Origin of the sequence: Moraxella bovoculi 237 (assembly GCF_000696305.2) — a bacterium.
GTDB classification, from domain to species: domain Bacteria; phylum Pseudomonadota; class Gammaproteobacteria; order Pseudomonadales; family Moraxellaceae; genus Moraxella; species Moraxella bovoculi.
In genome coordinates this window covers 19419-37853 of sequence record NZ_AOMT01000013.1, presented here as the reverse complement: position 1 = coordinate 37853, position 18435 = coordinate 19419, and the positions used below count along the sequence as shown (strand labels likewise).

Below are 18435 nucleotides of genomic sequence, written 5' to 3'. Positions count from 1 at the left end.
CCTTAGGTGTTCCACGTGAAACAATCAAAAGCCACAGCCGTCCCACTCGCCCTAGTTGCCATCGCACTCATTCTACTTGCTGTTAACATGCGCGCGCCGATTGTCATGTTAGGCTCGCTTGCGCCAATTCTAAAAGACACACTGGGTCTGACAGATGGCATGATCGGCTGGCTTGGCGCGCTACCAATGCCTGCCTTTGCGATAGGCTCACTGTTATCGCCTTATCTTGCAAGGCGTCTAGGGCTTGAGCAGAGTTTAATCTTGATGGTGGGACTGCTAAGCCTTGCACTTGGTGTGCGCGTCTTGGGTGATGCTGGGCTATTCTTCGTCGGCACGGGCGTGATGGCGCTTGCGATTGGTTTTATGAACACACTTGGCGCACCACTCATCAAAAAACACGCGCCCAACCACATCGCACTGATGACAGGCCTGCTTAGTCTATGTATGTCGCTTTTTGCAGGCGGAGTGGCGTGGGCGGTGCTGCCGATGACGCAAGCTTTTGGTTGGCAAATTGGCATGGGCTCATGGGCGGTAGTCGGTGTGATGACACTCATCATCTGGCTGATAATCGCCAAGCGCAGCAAGCCTAACAGTACTTTAACAAGCCAAGGCAAATCAAACTTCAATCCATGGGCGGACATTAATGCGTGGGCACTGGCAGCATTTATGGGCATTCAGTCGCTGCTGTTCTATGGGATGGCGGCATTCTTGCCGATGATCGGGGCTGCCAAGGGGCTGCCACTACATCGTGCGACTGAGCTTGCGCTCACCTTTCAGATTGCCGCACCGTTCACCATCATCGCGCTAACCTATCTCATCAAGCGCGGCGCGCCTGTGCGTGTCACGGCTGTGGTCGCTGCCATTTTGGATGCTGTTGGTGTGGCTGGTCTGATTTATATGCCAGAGTATCTGCATCTGTGGTCTTTATTAATGGGGCTGGGTGCGGCGTCTATTTTTACCCTATCACTTATGATGTTCTCGCTGCGCACACATGATGCCGAGACCGCTCGTGATGTGTCGGGAATGGTGCAGGCGGTGGGTTATACGATTGCGTTTTTTGGGCCTGTGCTGCTTGGCAAGCTGTTTGAGATTTATCAAGATTGGCACATGCCACTTATGACATTTTTGGCGCTCATGGTTGCCAATATCTACTTTGCTTGGTTCGCCACGCGCCCTTACATGTTTGAAAGCAAATCATGATCACCCAAAGGCACGCTCATATTCTGGACAAACCACACTCGCAAATCAAACTACTAAAGCACGATCATGCAGATAATCTGCCCATCATTAAGGCAAATCATCAAGGTGCATGGCAGGATTTTAAGGCTTTCATCCTGTCTGTCTATGCCAATCTGCCCACACAATTCGCCACGCCACACATCAAAAAATGGTGCAACGGCTGGCAGATTCGCAATCACTTTTTTGCTTATTTTAAATACGATGCCTATCTTGGCAACGCACCGATCATTAGTGTTATTTTGAACAAAAAACGCCTAATGATTCAGCTTGACTGGCACGCTTACAAGGCGGCACAATCAGCATCTACGTTGGCTAACTTTAACACATGGATAGATGCTGACTTATCCAAAATCACGGATGGTGATTTGCCGTTTTATTATTGGACGAATGATACTGATGAATATGGTAATTTTATGCCGATGAGCGGATTTTACCATGACTTTAATGATCAACATCTGGACACCGACACCAATTGGTTCCGAGTTGGCACTTATATCTTGGCGGAGGATTTGGATGATTTTGATGCTGATTCATTGGTGAGTTGGGCAGTGCAAACCACCGCGACGCTGTCTGATTTATACCGACATTGTCACGGCAAATTGACCGATTAAGATTTTGATCATCGCCCTTTATAAAATCCAAACCACCCCCATATTCTTATAAAATTATCAACTTAGGCAGACCTCCCATGGCACTAAACACCGCACAAGAAATCATCGAAGACATCAAAGCCGGCAAAATGGTCATCTTAATGGATGACGAAGACCGCGAGAATGAAGGCGACATTGTCATGGCAGCAACGCACGTGCGCGCCGAAGACATTAACTTTATGATTAAATACGCACGCGGTCTTGTGTGCCTAACCTTATCAGAAGAGCGTTGCAAACAGCTTGAGCTGCCGCTCATGAGCGACAAGAACGGCGCCAAATTCAGCACCAACTTCACCCTATCAATCGAAGCTGCCGAAGGTGTTACCACAGGCATCTCAGCGGCTGATCGCGCCCGCACCATTCAAGCTGCGGTTGCGCCATTTGCCAAACCATCAGACATCGTCCAGCCTGGGCATATCTTCCCCATCATGGCAAAAAAAGGCGGTGTGCTGCATCGCGCTGGTCATACAGAAGCAGGTTGTGATCTAGCGCGCCTTGCAGGACTTGAGCCTGCAGCAGTGATTTGTGAAATCATCAAAGAAGATGGTGAGATGGCACGTCGTGATGATCTTGAGGTGTTCGCAGCAGAACACGGCCTAAAAATCGGCACCATCGCCGACCTAATTCACTATCGCATGACCAACGAACAAACCGTAGAACTCATCGATAGCCGTGAGTTTGACAGCGAATTTGGTCAATTTACCCTGCACCGCTTCCAAGAATATGGCGCAAGTGAGATTCATATCGCCCTAACCAAAGGCGAACCATCCGAAGGCGTAGCCACCGTTCGTGTCCACAGCCTAAACCCACTGCGCGACTTATTAGGCGCAAGCGACAGCACCACGGGCAAATCAGGCTGGGACATCCGAGCCGCCCTAAAAGAAATCGGTCAAAGCGATCGCGGTGTATTCGTATGGATCGATAATGGCGCACCTGTGGATCTAAGCGACGCATTGGATAAATGCAAAGCAAATAACAGTATCCACGAAGCAAAAGAGCCATACCGCAGCATTGGTGTGGGCGCACAGATCCTAAAACTGCTAGATGTTCGCGACATGCGCCTATTGTCTAGCCCTGCCAAATTTAACGTATCGGGCTTTGATCTAAATATCGTAGAGTCTGTTAGTGCACCAAAATAACCCAAACTAACACCCAAAACCAACGCTAGTCACATAAGTTAACATTTTGATTAATTTTTGGTCAGATAACGGAATTTTGCGACACAGCTTATACAATTATCTGGCCGATTTGACTATCAAAACCATCTGAGTTATGTATAATGAAATCAAGGTTAATTGCTAGATCCCAATCATTAACAAAACTTGAGGAGATTAAAAATGGCATGGCTTTCGACAATTATTATTGGATTTATCGTAGGTTTATTAGCACGTGCAATCAAGCCAGGCGCTGACAGCATGGGATGGATTCTAACCATCATTCTAGGTATTGTAGGTGCATTCGTAGGCGATCTAATCGCTAGCGGCTTAGGCATTCACGCTGGTGGTGGCTTTGGTGGCTTAGTGCTTTCTGTGATTGGTGCGATCATTGTACTGTTCATCTATGAGTTTATTGCTAAGCGCACCTAATTCATGGCATTTACAATAAAAAAACAGGTTTTATGCCTGTCTTTTTTACTTGCTTGTTGCATTAATTATGGTTTGATTAGTTCCACGTGGAACATTTAATTATCTTAACACATCGCCCGTCATCAGATCGATAATTTGACTCGGCTTGGTAAAACCTAAACCATCTGTGTTAAGATACGCTACTTGACTGCCAAAATACGCCATCGCTTCATTAATTACGGTGGCAGATGGTGCACCGCTGATGTTACAGCTGGTAGATACCAAAAATCCAAAAGGGTTTTCGGCGTTGGTTAATTGATTGCAAATCTGCGCCAATATCGGATGATGCGTCACGCGTACCGCCAATGTGTCAAAGCCGCCCGTAAGTATTTTGGGTAATTTTACCAACTTAGAGACTGGCATGAGATAAGTTTGGGCTTGATCAGCAGTATGGACATCAAATTCGTCATTTGCTTTTTGAAGCTTTTGTAAAACATCGCTCTGTAGCTCTTGGGGTAGATCCTGTAATAGCGGCGCAACTTTGGCAGTGCTATCAGTCAATACAATCAATCCCTTGTGCTCAGGACGTGATTTTAGCTCAAAAATCCGCTCAATGGCTGATGTATTAAAAGCATCGCAGCCCAGCCCCCATACGCTTTCACTAGGATAGGCAAGCACACCGCCCAAACGTAAGAAATTCACCACATCAGGGATTTGATCAATATTAAAAATCTTAGGTTCGCACATAACGACCCCCGATTTGAGCCACTAACCCCAATAATTCAAGCTCCATCAGCTGAGCCAGTAGGCTGCCCGTATCCATGCCAGTACTTGCAACCAAAGCATCCAAATCCTTCGGCTCGCTGCCAAGCCTCGATATCAAAAGCGCCAAATGATTCGGCACCACAGGCACAAAGGGCTCAGCCTTAGCAGCGGGCTTAATTTCTTCTGATGAAACTTGTTCATCACTAAATGCCGAAACGCCACGCGAGAACGTCTTAGGCAGCGCAGTATAAGCGCTCTCATCTTGAATATCTTCTAAGATCTGATCTGGATGATAGATGAGCGTTGCACCCTCTCGAATGAGATGATGGCAACCTTCAGCATTCTTATTATCAATCAAGCTTGGCACAGCGAAGACCTGTTTGCCTTGCTCAGCGGCCAGACGAGCCGTGATGAGCGAACCGCTTTGAAGTGCGGCTTCTGTAACCACGGTCACTAATGACAGCCCTGCCACCAATCGATTGCGACGTGGAAAAGTATGCTTACTGGCAGGGGTGCTTGGCAGAAGCTCAGTAATCAGCACACCGCCATCTTGGATGATTTGTGCGAATAATGCGTTATGATTCTTAGGATAACAGACATCGATGCCCGTACCCATCACGCCGATGGTGCACCCCAATACATCATCTTGAGACAAGGCACCAAGGTGTGCAGCACGATCTACACCTTGCGCCAGACCGCTGGTGATACTAAAACCCGACTGCACCAAATATTGCGCCATATCAAAGGTGATTTTCTGTGCATGCTCTGTCGGATTACGGCTACCAACGATGGCGATTTGTTTATCCATCAACCGAGCGACATTACCCCGATAAAACAGCACCGGCGGCGGATCATAAATATTGGTTAATTGAACAGGATAATCCTCATCACCACAGAATAACACGCCATACACACCACGATTGACGTCATCCGAAACTTTATTGACGAATGCCATCACATTATCCTCATCTTCCCACCTTTTGATGTGGGCGGTATGAATCGACAATGAACGCCACGCATCGACAGGCTGGCTCAGTGCAGACTTAGGATCATCAAAAGCGCCCATCAGCTTATAATAAGACGATAGCGATGTATTAACGATGTACCAAAGCGCTAAAGTGGCTGTATGCGCATTTAAAGTTTGATAAGACATATTTATCATAAGCAGATAAAAACAGCCAAATCATCATGATTTTGGCTGTTTTTTATGATGGATTTATTTGGCAGCAACTACATTTTTGATCTGTTCTGCTACCAGACGAGCATCATTTTCCAGAATGGTTACGAACTGCTCTTTGTCTTCTAGTCCCACAGTGTGCTCAGGTCTTGGTAGGTCAATTTGACCTAAGGCTTCTGTCATGGTTTCTTCAAATTTAATCGGCAAGGCAGTCTCAGCCACGACGATTTTTTCATTGGCTTGCTTGACATCTAGTGCCACCTTGACGCCATCGGCTGTGTGCGGGTCGATAAGTCTGCCCGTCTCAGTGTGTACTTTTTTAATGGTGTCTAGACGGTCAGCATGGGTGGATTTACCAGATACGAAGCCAAATTTGCCATTGATGTCGCTTAATTTATCTTCTAGATCAAAGCCCTTGCCAGTTCTCACATCGTTGAATAAGGCGTTAACCTTGCTGGTATCTTTATCAAGCAGAAGATAAATAAAACGCTCAAAATTAGACGCTTTTGAAATGTCCATCGACGGACTAGACGTTACGAAAGTCTCGCTTGCCTTTCTTGGCGCATAATTACCAGTGGCAAAAAATTCATTTAGCACGTCATTTTCGTTGGTCGCGACAATAAGGCGATCGATCGGCAAGCCCATCTCACGAGCAATGTGACCTGCGCAGATGTTACCAAAGTTGCCCGATGGCACGCAGAAGCTCACTTTCTCATCATTACTATTCGTCGCACCAAAATAACCCTTAAAGTAATAAACAATCTGAGCTAAAATACGACCCCAGTTGATTGAATTGACCGTGCCAAGGCTATATTTCGCCTTAAAATCAGCATCTTCTTGCAGAGCCTTTACGATGTCTTGACAGTCGTCGAACATGCCATTGATGGCAATATTATGAATATTGTCATCATCTAGACTATACATCTGCGCGCGCTGAAAGGCACTCATCTTGCCATGTGGCGACATCATAAAGACGTGGATATTATCTTTGCCACGCAGCGCATATTCTGCTGCGCTGCCTGTATCGCCAGAGGTTGCGCCAATGATGGTCAGTCTTTCGCCTTTTTGCTTTAAGACGTATTCAAAGGCATTGCCCAAAAATTGCATCGCCATGTCTTTAAAGGCAAGCGTTGGGCCATTGGACAGCTCAAGCAAATACACATCATCATACAAGCGTGTTACTGGCGTGATGTCATCTGAGTTAAACACCGCCTTGGTGTAGGTTTTATCGATTAGAGCTTTTAAATCATCGCTTGGGATGTCTGTTGCAAACAGCGACATAATCTCAAAAGCAAGCTCGGTATAAGACAGCGAACGCCATTTATCCAAAGTAGTACGGTCAATTTGCGGATACACCTCTGGCAGCATCAAACCGCCATCAGGAGCAAGACCCATCAATAGAACGTCACTAAACTGCATGGGAGCGGTATTACCACGAGTACTGATGTATTGCATAAATTTTCCAAATAAAAAGTTTATAATAAAACAAATTAGCCAAATTTTAGCACAGTTTGGCAAATGCCGTTACACTTTTTGTAGCAACGCATAATAAAACCCGTCGCCGTCATCGTCATTTAAAGGCAAGCATTGATAACCCACCGCTTGCTTGATTTGATTGGGTAGGGTCAATTCAAAATCCACCGCTTTGGCGTTTGATATTTTGGCAAGGAAATTTGTGATTTGGTGTTCGTTTTCCGCCTTTAACAAGGAGCAGGTAATATAGAACAAATGTCCGCCCACCACCAGATTCTGCCACAGATTTTGTAAAATTTTAGCTTGTAAGGCAACCGTTTGGGCGACATCTTGCTCGGTGCGAAGCAGGGCAATGTCAGGGTGTCGCCTGATGACCCCCGTGGCACTGCACGGAGCGTCAAGCACGATGACATCAAAGGGCGTGTCCGTGCGATAACTCGTGCCATCCGCACAAATCACGTCCGCCTTGTCCGCCAACTGCAAGCGAGCCAAATTGTCATGCACACGGTTTAGACGTTTTTCGTCATTGTCTAATGCCGTAACATGTTCCACGTGAAACACATCGTTTGACAACTCCAACATTTGAGCCAACTTACCCCCTGGGGCGGTGCAAGCGTCCAACAGTCTTAGGTTTTTGGGTAGGTTTAACGCCTTTAAAATATGCCCACAAAGCTGTGCATGACGGTCTTGCACACTCACAAAACCGTCTTGAAAATGTGGTAAAGATTGCACTTTTTGCGAAGCAGTCAGCTTAATCACACGCTCGTGTGCCACGCCAAGCGGTAGAATTTCGTGGGCGATATCGGCAGAATTTAACAGATTAGCATAATATGTAAGTGTGCTAAATTTGCCATTCACACGCAAAAATATCGGAGCGGGTTTTCGCAGATTTTGCCCCAAATTTTCATAATAATCGCCCCAATCTTGTTTTAATTCTTTGGCAAGCCAATTTGGCAGGCTGTGATTTTTATTTATCTTTTTGGCGAATTTTTCTTTTTTATCCGCCACTTTTCTCAATATGGCGTTAATTAGCCCTACGCCATAATTTTTATTTAAAGATTTGACCGCATTTAATGTTTCGTTAATAATGGCATAATCAGGCGTGTTCATATATAAAAGTTCATACAAGCCCATGTTTAACGCACAAGTAATGCCAATATCGGTTGGGGGCTGCTTTATCAAACTCTCGCCAATGCGACTAATGGCGTGCCAATGACGAAGCGTGCCTAATAATAATTCGTGAGTAAAGCCTTTTTCATTATCTTTGACGGCGGTCAATAAATCGTCTAATAATAATGATAAAGATTGCCCTTGATTGATTTTTTCGAGGGTTAAAATAATATTGGCTCGGACGGGTAATTGTGGATTGATTTGCATATTATTGCCCATTGTCAGCATTATTATCAAAAACCTGTCCGTCTTTTAATTTATCACCCACCGCAATTTGTTCGGCAGTCAAAGGCTTACCCCCTGCCCATTGCATTTTTGTGATATTTATCAAATGCTTATTGCCATTGTCATCAGCACCACACGCCACCAGCACCGCCTTTCGCCCAATGCTTACAATCTTACCTGCCGTCTCGGTCGTGGTTTGGTCAGGCTTTATGGGCGTGCATTCTAGCACCTTGATACGCTCGCCATTTAAAAAAGCAAACGCATTTAACGCACGGATTTGGCGGTTAATGTGATGAGCAGAATTTTGCCAGTTGATTCGCCCTTCATCGGTGCTTACTTTTTCAGCATAATTGGCAAGACTGTCGTCTTGTGGCTTAGCATTGGCTTGATAAGTTGCCAAGTCTTTTAACACTATTACCATCGCCTGCCCGCCAAGCTCGGCAAGTTTGTCATGAAGCGTTTGGGTTGTGTCAGTATCTATAATTTCGCAAGGGAGCTTGTAGAGCATATCGCCCGTGTCAAGTCCTTGATTCATCTGCATGATGGTAATGCCTGTGGTCGTATCGCCCGCCAAAATCGAGCGATGAATGGGAGCCGCCCCACGCCACCTAGGCAGTAGCGAGCCGTGAATATTTAGGCAACCATAGGTTGGAGTATTTAAGATGCCAAGCGGTAAAATCAAGCCATAAGCACAAACAATCATCACATCAGGGCGATAATTGGCAAGCGTTTCACGTGAAACCTGTCCGTTTTCATGCTTTAAGCTAAAACTTATCGGCTGTTCCACAGGAATATTATGACTAAGGGCAAGCTCTTTGACGGGACTGGCGGTCAATTTTTGTCCCCGTCCTGCCTTGCGGTCGGGCTGAGTATAGACCGCCACAATATCAAGATTTAGCTCATCTTGGCGGTCAATCAGGGCTTGTAAGGCGACTTTGGCAAATTCTGGTGTGCCTGCGAAAATTAGGCGTAATTTATGGTTCATTTTTTACCTTTATAATATTGGGTAATTATCATATATTTTTAAATTACCGCAATCCAATTTAATAATATGAATGTGGGGACGTACTGAACACGTCCTTTGGTATTATCATTTCATAGACGTGTACAGCACGCCACCACAAATCCTATACCACATATTGAATTCATTAAGCCTGTTTAAAAAACCCACTTTTTATTAATAGCTCTTCGGTAATGTTGCTTTGGGGTGTGTCGGTTTTTGCTCCGATAAGTCGCTCCAAATACCGTGCCACCAAATCCACTTCTATATTCACCGCTCGCCCCACCGCCCAATGTCGTGCGATGTTGGTCATCTCAGCAGTGTGCGGAATGATATTCAGGCAGACGATATGTTCAGACGGCTTTATGCGGTTGGTCGTGAGACTGATGCCGTCCACCGTGATTGAGCCTTTGTCGGCAGTGTATTTCATCAGCTCTGACGGTAGGGCGACTTCGATATAGACCGAGCGAGCGTCTTTGGCGATTTTGGCGATTTTGCCCACGCCGTCCACATGACCTGCCACGATGTGCCCACCAAAACGCGTGATTGGGAGCATGGCTTTTTCTAGGTTCAGCGTATCGCCCACCTTCCAGACGTTTAGGGCGGAAATGGCTAATGTTTCACGTGAAACATCGACCGTATAGCTGTTGCCGTCTATTGCCACCACCGTCAAGCAAATACCGTTGGACGCAATGGAATCGCCCAATTTGACATCGCCAAAATCAAGCTCGGGGGCAGAAATGGTTAATCGCACATCGCCACCTGTGGGCGTAATGGCGGTCAGCGTGCCTGTCGTCTCTATGATACCTGTAAACATACTTAGTCTCAACATCCTAATTTCTAGATTATTAATATTATTTAAATCAAAATTTAATTGATATAACTCATCAAATTATTTACTCATAAAGTTATCAGATTAGCGCAATATACTAATGATAAAAATCCTGTGGATAACTCTAAATCTCTTGGATATTTAGGCAATTATACTGTAAAGACAATAAAAGTTATCCACAAACAACTGATAAATAAATAGTAATCAACATTAGGTCAATGTTTCACATGGAACATTAATAAAATCATGTATTTATTGAAAAATATCAGATAAATACGTCACTAATTCAATAAATTTATCCACAATGGTTCTTAACCTAAAAACTAATATGAATAATGATTCAAATCATCTATTTTTATCTGTGGATAACTTTATTTCTTACTGATTCATCAGATCTTTTGGAATGTCAATTTTAGATCGTTGCCGATCTTTTTATACTCTATTAAATTAAATTTTTTTTGTGATGCCAGTGTTTCCAGCGTAAATTCAAATGCTGTTTTTGCAGTGCTGCCCAAAATACAAGGCGCTTGATATATAATAAGCTCATCTACCAGCCCCTTTTCAATAAAAGCGCCCGCCAACACACTTCCTGACTCAACCAGCACATCGTGACATTGATACTGGGTCGCCAGTACGTCAAGTAGCGCCTCTAAATCATCTCGCCATAGCAGGGTGTTTTTATCTTTAAATACTTGATAATCATCACAATAATCAAGCTTACAGCTTCTATCAACCACCACTATCTTAGGCTGAATAATCTCATCTGCAGCAACCCCCAACATCTTGGAGCGTACATTTAAGGCCGGATCATCTGCGATAACAGTACCAGAACCAGTGATGATAGCACCACTTTTTGCACGAAGTTTTTGGACGTCTTCTCGCGCTTCTACACCAGTTATCCATTTAGATTCGCCGTTACTCATGGCAATTTTACCATCTAAGCTCATTGCCATTTTTAAGCGTACATAGGGCTTTTTGGTTGCCATGGCGGTTAAGAAGCCTTTATTTAATGCTTTAGCTTCATCTTCACACACGCCAACCGTGACTAAGATACCCGCCTGTATGAGTCTCTTAACACCGTTACCAGACACGAGAGGGTTAGCGTCTAGCGTAGCGACAACAACGCGCGCTAGATTGGCTTTTACTAGCGCCTCGGCACATGGCGGCGTCCTGCCAGTATGACTGCAGGGCTCTAACGTCACATAGGCTGTCGCTCCTGAGACATCAATACCTTTAGATTCTGCATCTCTTAGCGCATAAACTTCAGCATGTGGCATGCCAGCCTTAGGGTGAAATCCAATTCCAATTATTAAATTATTCTTAACAATAACACAGCCTACTGCAGGATTTGGTTTTGTAGTAAAACTACCTTTTTTTGCCTCCGCAATGGCAAGATTCATATAGTACACATCCTCTGATGTGTAATTTTTATCATAAGATAACTGGGTCATGAAGCTACTTCTCCACAATTTCTACATCAGCATGAATGCTGGCAAGCTCAGCTTGGAATGCCGCGATGTCTTGAAAATCCCGATAAATACTGGCAAATCTTACGTAAGCCACGTCATCCAATCCTTTTAATTCAGACATGACCACCTCGCCCACCATCTTACTAGAAATCTCACGCTCACCCATATTACGTAGCTTATGTTCGACACGCCCAATGGTGGCATCAATTTCATCACTGGTAACAGGGCGTTTTTGCAATGGCAGTGAAATAGAACGTCTTAATTTGTTCTGATCATAAGGCTCAATGCGCCCATTTGTCTTAATGATGCGCGGCATGACAACTTCCACCACTTCAAATGTAGTAAACCTTTCACCACATTCTGTGCATTGACGACGTCTGCGCACTTGAGCGCCTTCAGCTGCCAGCCTAGAATCGATCACCTTGGTGTCTAGCGCATTACAATAAGGGCAATACATCCGTCACTCCTTTATTATCCAATCATTACTTACCAATGCAAAAACTAGAAAAAATCTTACCAAGCAGCTCATCGGCACTCATCTGACCTGTAATCTCGCCCAGTGCCTGCTGTGATGATTTTAAACTCTCTGCCACCAATTCACCGGCAAGGAATACTGTCAGCTGTTCTTTGGCGTCGACAACATGCGCCTTAGCGCGTTTTAATGCATCAATATGGCGCGTACGGGCAATTAAGCTGTTCTCTGGCGGATGAAAACCTACTTTTTGCTTCAAATACTCAATCAAACGATCAATACCTTCACCAGTTTCACATGAAACATTGATTAAGTTCTCATACAAGGCATTAGCATCATCTGTTTCACGTGAAACATTATTCAATAAATCAGATTTATTTGCCACCATGATAAGTTTCTTATTCAATCTCTTAAAATCTTCGGTCTCGAACAGTGATTTTGCGAGCGACACAGGATCATTCTCAGCAGTCACATCATACACCATCAAGAGAATATCAGCGCGATGGATGGCTTCTTTGGCACGGTGGATGCCTATCTGCTCTACTTTGTCATCAGTTTGTCTAAGTCCTGCAGTATCCGTTAAATGCACACTAAGCCCATCTAAATTCAGCTGCTCTTCTAGGGTATCACGAGTTGTCCCTGCGATATCGGTTACGATTGCACGCTCAGTGCCCGCCAATCGATTCAAAAGGCTTGATTTGCCAGCGTTGGGCTTACCTGCCAGCACCACATGTACACCATCGCGAAGCAGCTGCCCTTGATGAGCTGTGGCCAAAATCTCATCTAATTTCGACAAAATCTCATCGATCTTAGCTTCAATCACGCCATCTGATAAAAAATCCACATCTTCTTCGTCTGGAAAATCAATGCTCGCCTCGACGTATAATCGCAGGTTGGTTAATTTATCCAGCAGATCATTGATTTTGTTAGAAAATTCACCTGATAAAGAACGAATGGCACTGGTGGCTTGGGCGATGCTGGTTGCGCTAATGGCATCACTGATTGCCTCGGCTTGCACAAGGTCAATCTTATCATTTTCAAAGGCACGCATGGAAAATTCACCGGCAGTTGCTTGACGTGCACCCAGCTCAAAACAACGCGCAAGAAGCAGATTCTGAAGCACAACACCGCCATGCCCCTGAATCTCTACCACATCCTCACCAGTAAAAGAATGCGGCGCCTTAAAATAAATCACCACCCCTTCATCAATCACACCTGCATCGCACATGAACTTAGTGAAATGCGCATGGCGTGGCGTCAAAGATGACGTTTTGCTGATCTTACAGCCGATCTCATAAGCATCTTTACCTGATAAACGAATGACGCCAACACCACCTTGCCCAATGGGCGTGGCGATGGCTGCAATCGTAGGGCTTTGAATGATTTTGGTGATAGTCATAAATTTACTGAAATTATTTTTTGATAACCTTTTATTGTAGCACTTTTGGCAGAAAAGTTATATAACTATCTGTTGCTCAATAAATCACCTTAAAACATTCATAAACTCCAACCAACAAAAAAATCCCGCCAATTTGACGGGATTTTTTTGAGTTTAATGGGATGGTTATGCACGTGCCTGCATTTGTTTTTCAACACGCTTATTTACCCAGTGCTGATGTGCCATGCTGAACAAGTTATTCACTGTCCAATAAAGCACCAAGCCTGCTGGGAAGAACAGCATAAACACTGCAAACACAAGCGGCATGATCTTCATCATCTTAGCCTGCATCGGATCTGTCGGCTGCGGGTTTAGTAGCTGCTGAACGAACATCGTGCCCGCCATGATGATTGGCAAAATAAACCAAGGATCCATCGCAGACAAGTCTTTAATCCATAGAATCCAAGGCGCATGACGAAGCTCAACACTCTCAACCAAACACCAGTATAACCCAAGGAAAATCGGCATCTGAATTAGAATTGGCAGACAGCCTGCCATCGGGTTCACTTTCTCATCACGATAAAGCTGCATCATCTCTTGGCTCATTGCCATGCGGTCGTCGCCGTGCTTGTCTTTCAGCGCTTGTAGCTTTGGCGCAATGGCACGCATTTTTGCCATAGACACGTAGCTCTTGTTAGACAACCAGAACAGTGCAATTTTAACCAAAATTGTCAAGCCAACAATCGCCCAACCCCAGTTTCCAAGGATCTTATATAGCGCTTCTAGCACCATAAATAGCGGCTTAGAAATCGGCCAAAACACGCCGTAATCAACTGTTTTTTCAAGTCCGGTTGCTACAGGTTCTAGCTCTTTTTGGACTTTAGGACCGGCGTATAGCGTAGCATCTAGCGTGATTTGTTTACCGGCAGCCACATTAACTACAGGGCTATTAAAGCCAATGAAATGATCATTGCCACTGGTGCGGCTGTAGAAGTGACCATCAAACTCGCCTGGCGTCCACGCTGACACGAAATAATGCTGGATGATCGCCACCCAACCATCACGACTTGTAACGTTAAGCTCGCCGTCATTAAAGTCGCCAAATTTTAGTTTGTTATAAGGATCATCAGGCGTACCCCAAGCACCACCTAGGTAGGTTGCCATGCTCATCATTCCCTTATCTTCAACACCAGGATCAGTACTGTTGTCGCGCTTTAACTGCGCATACATTTGACCTTGCCAAGCAGAAGTAGAGGTGTTGTTAATGTTGTAGCTTAGATTAATTGGGTATTCGCCTGCCTTGAAGGTATAGGTCTTGGTGATGGTTACACCATCTTTTTGGTGTACCAAAGGCACTTGTAGCGTACCTGCGCCATTTAACTCATAGCTATTACGCGGACTGGTATACGTAGCACGACCTTCAGCGGTATCGATGCCATTTTGACCGATCAGGCCTGACTGCGCCACATATGTACGCCCAGCATCGCTCTCAAGTAGCACAAAGCGCTCAGCACTATCAAGTGTCGCATTGTACTGTTTTAGCGCCGCATATACAATATCACCGCCGACAGGATTGATACGAATGTCATAGCGATCAGTCGATACCGTAATTAGATTGCCCGCAGCGGCTTGAGTCGTGGCTGTTGCATTTGCTGTCAACGCGCCTGTGCTGCCTGCAGGGACATCACCACCGCCTGATGTCGTATTCGGGACATCAACGCTGCTGGTTTGTGTCGCTATAGGCGCAGGTTTTGGCGCATTCATTGTGTCATCACGCCATGCAAGCACGAGCAAATAACTCGTGATCAAGATGGCAATAATGATTAAAATCCGAAGAATTTTTTGCATGGAAACATCCTAACAATGCGTTTAGGCGCGCAAAATGACGCACCATTAATCAAAATTCATCAATAAATTTGTGAATAAACCCTTTATTTTACTAAACTTTTGCATAAAATCATAGAAAATATTCACAAAAGCGCAAACTTAGCCACTTTTCATTAGATGATTCAATCTGGCAGCATAGCTAAATTTATCCAAAAACACAGTCTGCCCTATCAGCAAAGCATCATCCGCCAAATCATAACGATATCGATGCATCGGCACAGGCACAAAATCTATGCCAGAACCTCCCCAAGGGTGGCAGCTGCACACACGACGCACAGCCAAAGGCAATCCTCGGCGAACACCATACCACATTAACGCCTGTCGCCCATAGTGTGAACAGGTTGGATAATACCGGCAACGCGCTGGCAACATTGGACTGATGGCTTTTTGATAAATCTTTATCAAAAATAACAACAAATGCTTAATCATAAATCCAAGATTAGGACGATTTAGGGTAGTGATATTTTATTTTTTCAAAAATCTTAACAATATCACTCATGATGTCAAAATCTTTTGTAAAGCCAATCTTAACAATCAACACCAAATCCACATCTGCTATCTCATGTTGGTTTAGGCGAAAAACCTCTCTGGTGACTCGTTTGACTTTGTTACGCATGACTGCCTGTTTAAGTTTTTTCTTGGTAATGGCAAGTCCCAATCGTGGCATATTCTTGTCATTGTGTTTGACAAACATAATACAGTGATCGCCATGTATTTTTTTTATTGGGGAATCAAAGACATGCTTGAAGTCAGCAGGGGTGAGTAAACGCTGGTCTTTAGTAAAATGAAAATTTTGGCTGTTCATGAAGGATTATATTGCTTAAAATAAGCAGTATATATCAAAAAGGGCAAATAAAAAAGCACCAACAATGTGGTGCTTTTTGATATGTGTCGTTTATACGGTCAAACGATGACGACCTTTAGCACGACGGCGCGCCAAAACTTGACGGCCTTTTTTGGTAGCCATACGAGCACGGAAACCGTGAGTACGCTTGCGTTTTAGAACGCTAGGTTGAAAAGTACGTTTCATAATATACCTTAAGGTTGGTTGGCATCACTAAGCTCTGCAGAAGCCTGACAGTGACGACTTTTGTACCGCAGCTGACTGCTGTGGTGGGTTTAATAAATGAAAATTCACTAATATGAGGTGAAAAAACGAACCAATTCTAGCAAAAGCAAAACTCATTGTCAAGATATTTGCCATGATTTTCATAAAGACTTGTTTTATAGCAGATAATAGAAGTTTATTTGAATCTAATCTTTTGATAGAATAGTTAACCGTAAAAGGCTTGATTTTAGTAGGGCTTTAAAAGTTATCCACAGATTTAATCGGAGTCAATTATTATATTATAAATATAAAAATAGTAGATATAATGCGATAAAATTTATGTGGAAAACTCATAAAAAAATATAAAAATCATAAAATTAAATTGTGGAAAAATATGTTAATTAAATGTTTAAAGCCTGTGAATAAGTTTAATTTTTAAGTTATCCACAGGATTTTCCATAAAGTTATCCACAGAAAAATTTGCTTTGAAATTTTAAATTTTTGTGCTAATATTCCCACACATTTGAAAAGATGGAAGGATTTTCCATTTGTTCAATTAAAATTAAAAAAATAATTAATTTAACTACATAAAATTTTACTTAAATGATAGTTTAATATTATTTAAGTAAGCCATTAGAGGTTGACCCAGCATGTCACTGTTTGATGAAGATGAGTTGGTGCCCATGAGCGCGCCAAGCCCTTCTGCTGATTTTTGGCAAGAATGTTTAAAAGAGCTGTCTTTTGAAGTTTCAGAGGCAGACTTTTTGCGTTGGTTGTCACCTATACAAGCGAGTGTTGATGGCGATGTGCTGGTGCTCTCTGCGATTAACCAATACTTTATCACGCACATTAAGGACAACTACATCGATAAGATTGAGCTGTTGGTAAAAAAACATGCACCAGCAGGGATTGAAGGCGTGCGTCTTGAGACGCCCAAGGTGATCGATGTTAAGCCAAAAAGTGAAAAAACAGTCACGAAAAAAGCCAAAACCAATACTCAAATTGAAGAAAGCGAGCAACTTGAAGATAACTACACTTTTGATGCCTTTGTGAAGGGTAAATCCAATGCCTTTGCTTATAATGCTTGTTACGATCTGGGTAAAAAAGGCGGTGACAGCGCTTATCCTTTGGTGTTTTTGTATGGGTCATCAGGCTTGGGTAAAACGCACCTTATGCATGCCGTGGCGCATCGCTATCAAAAAGCAGGATCAAGGTTCTGCTATATGACCAAAGATCATTTCTTTCGCATCACCAAAGACGCGTTTCGCGACAGAAAAGTTGATCAGTTGGTTAAAAAAATCTGCAAAGCGGATCTGTTAATTATTGACGATATTCATTTGATTAACGGTAAAAGTGCGCCGCACATCTCCGATTTACTCTTAACGATTTTTAGTGATTTTAGCAAAAACAAAAAAAATCGCATCATCTTGGCTTCTGACAGACAGCCGGCCCAGCTTAATAATTTTGATGAGCGATTTAAATCGCGTTTTTCAAGCGGTCTGAATGTATTGATTGAGCCGCCTGACATTGACATGCGCGTACAGATTTTGGAGAAAAAGGCGAGCGTTCTTGGCATGGATTTGCCAAAAGAATGTGCGCTGTTCATCGCGCAGAACGTTGCGCCAGATGTACGCCGTCTAGAAGGCGCGCTCAATCAGGTGCATGCTAATTTTGTCATGTCTGGAGAGCCTGTGACTCTGTCACTTGTTCGCCATGCCATCAAAGACCACATTGAAGCTCGCGCCCGTGCGGTCAACGCTGATAACATTCGTGACTTGGTGGCTCAGTATTATGGTATCTCTGCCAAAGATTTGATGAGTAAAAAACGCGCGCGTAACATCGCAAGACCGCGCCAGATGGCCATGGCGTTGATTCGCGAATTAACTCAAGACAGCTTCCCTGAGATCGGGCAGTTTTTCGGGGGTCGTGACCACACCACAGTCATGCACGCATGTAAGGCAATTGAAGAGCTAAGAGCGACAGATGTTAAGGTGGATAAGGCTTATCAAGCCTTAAAAGCAACATTGGAATTCGAGTGATAATTTTTGATTGAATAACTTGTGTTTGCCAAAAAAAGCAAGTACC

The 18435-nt window shown here is 44.0% G+C and carries 18 protein-coding genes; 5 read left to right on the top strand and 13 right to left on the bottom strand.

Translation table 11 applies throughout. The annotated features are described in order from the left end of the window. Positions 1–15: 15 nt before the first annotated feature. The 4 genes from MBO_RS03595 (at position 16) to MBO_RS03580 (ending at position 3475) form a co-directional block, all read left to right on the top strand. Positions 16–1200 (top strand): MFS transporter, encoded by a 1185-nt coding sequence (locus tag MBO_RS03595; RefSeq protein WP_036363809.1) that lies wholly within the window; start codon positions 16–18, stop codon positions 1198–1200. Then, positions 1197–1850, top strand: a complete 654-nt coding sequence (locus tag MBO_RS03590) for an HI_0552 family protein (RefSeq protein ID WP_052585283.1) — start codon at positions 1197–1199, stop codon at positions 1848–1850. The genes MBO_RS03595 and MBO_RS03590 overlap by 4 nt, the downstream gene beginning before the upstream one ends. A 77-nt stretch (positions 1851–1927) precedes the next feature. After that, a complete protein-coding gene (gene ribBA, locus MBO_RS03585; RefSeq protein WP_036363806.1) occupies positions 1928–3028 on the top strand; it encodes a bifunctional 3,4-dihydroxy-2-butanone-4-phosphate synthase/GTP cyclohydrolase II in 1101 nt (366 codons plus the stop codon). A gap of 198 nt (positions 3029–3226) precedes the next feature. Continuing rightward, positions 3227–3475: a GlsB/YeaQ/YmgE family stress response membrane protein gene (locus MBO_RS03580; RefSeq protein ID WP_036363803.1), complete on the top strand. Its 249-nt coding sequence runs from the start codon at positions 3227–3229 to the stop codon at positions 3473–3475. 99 nt (positions 3476–3574) lie between these two features. On the opposite strand, the gene MBO_RS03575 is transcribed toward MBO_RS03580, so the two are convergent. From MBO_RS03575 to rpmH, 13 genes are all read right to left on the bottom strand, one after another. Then, positions 3575–4201 carry an L-threonylcarbamoyladenylate synthase gene (locus MBO_RS03575; protein ID WP_052585282.1) on the bottom strand — a complete coding sequence of 209 codons (627 nt, stop codon included), beginning with the start codon at positions 4199–4201 and terminating at the stop codon, positions 3575–3577. Further along, positions 4188–5372, bottom strand: a complete 1185-nt coding sequence (gene dprA / locus MBO_RS03570) for a DNA-processing protein DprA (protein WP_036363800.1) — start codon at positions 5370–5372, stop codon at positions 4188–4190. The genes MBO_RS03575 and dprA overlap by 14 nt, the downstream gene beginning before the upstream one ends. Before the next feature lie 63 nt (positions 5373–5435). Then, positions 5436–6851, bottom strand: a complete 1416-nt coding sequence (gene thrC / locus MBO_RS03565) for a threonine synthase (protein ID WP_036363797.1) — start codon at positions 6849–6851, stop codon at positions 5436–5438. Between the two features lie 69 nt (positions 6852–6920). Next, positions 6921–8246 (bottom strand): 16S rRNA (cytosine(967)-C(5))-methyltransferase RsmB, encoded by a 1326-nt coding sequence (gene rsmB, locus MBO_RS03560; protein ID WP_226997779.1) that lies wholly within the window; start codon positions 8244–8246, stop codon positions 6921–6923. Position 8247: 1 nt separating this feature from the next. Next, on the bottom strand, positions 8248–9249 hold the full coding sequence (fmt, locus tag MBO_RS03555) for a methionyl-tRNA formyltransferase (RefSeq protein ID WP_036363794.1): 1002 nt from the start codon (positions 9247–9249) through the stop codon (positions 8248–8250). A gap of 163 nt (positions 9250–9412) precedes the next feature. Further along, positions 9413–10081 carry a riboflavin synthase gene (locus MBO_RS03550; protein ID WP_036363792.1) on the bottom strand — a complete coding sequence of 223 codons (669 nt, stop codon included), beginning with the start codon at positions 10079–10081 and terminating at the stop codon, positions 9413–9415. 404 nt (positions 10082–10485) lie between these two features. Next, entirely contained in the window at positions 10486–11547 is a 1062-nt protein-coding gene (gene ribD / locus MBO_RS03545; RefSeq protein WP_046701577.1) for a bifunctional diaminohydroxyphosphoribosylaminopyrimidine deaminase/5-amino-6-(5-phosphoribosylamino)uracil reductase RibD, read from the bottom strand. Between the two features lie 4 nt (positions 11548–11551). Further along, positions 11552–12022: a transcriptional regulator NrdR gene (nrdR, locus tag MBO_RS03540; protein WP_036363789.1), complete on the bottom strand. Its 471-nt coding sequence runs from the start codon at positions 12020–12022 to the stop codon at positions 11552–11554. A 25-nt stretch (positions 12023–12047) separates the two neighbouring features. Beyond that, positions 12048–13436, bottom strand: coding sequence for a tRNA uridine-5-carboxymethylaminomethyl(34) synthesis GTPase MnmE (mnmE, locus tag MBO_RS03535; RefSeq protein WP_036363786.1), 1389 nt, complete (start codon positions 13434–13436; stop codon positions 12048–12050). A 165-nt stretch (positions 13437–13601) separates the two neighbouring features. Beyond that, a complete protein-coding gene (yidC, locus tag MBO_RS03530; RefSeq protein ID WP_036363782.1) occupies positions 13602–15263 on the bottom strand; it encodes a membrane protein insertase YidC in 1662 nt (553 codons plus the stop codon). A 138-nt stretch (positions 15264–15401) separates the two neighbouring features. Then, on the bottom strand, positions 15402–15731 hold the full coding sequence (yidD, locus tag MBO_RS03525; protein WP_036363780.1) for a membrane protein insertion efficiency factor YidD: 330 nt from the start codon (positions 15729–15731) through the stop codon (positions 15402–15404). A 10-nt stretch (positions 15732–15741) separates the two neighbouring features. Further along, positions 15742–16107 carry a ribonuclease P protein component gene (gene rnpA / locus MBO_RS03520; RefSeq protein WP_036363777.1) on the bottom strand — a complete coding sequence of 122 codons (366 nt, stop codon included), beginning with the start codon at positions 16105–16107 and terminating at the stop codon, positions 15742–15744. Positions 16108–16197: 90 nt separating this feature from the next. Beyond that, the gene (gene rpmH / locus MBO_RS03515; protein WP_003662232.1) at positions 16198–16332 is read right to left on the bottom strand and encodes a 50S ribosomal protein L34; all 135 of its coding nucleotides are present in this window, start codon (positions 16330–16332) and stop codon (positions 16198–16200) included. Between the two features lie 668 nt (positions 16333–17000). On the opposite strand from rpmH, the gene dnaA reads away from it, so the two are divergent. Then, positions 17001–18389: a chromosomal replication initiator protein DnaA gene (dnaA, locus tag MBO_RS03510; RefSeq protein WP_036363774.1), complete on the top strand. Its 1389-nt coding sequence runs from the start codon at positions 17001–17003 to the stop codon at positions 18387–18389. Positions 18390–18435: the final 46 nt, after the last annotated feature.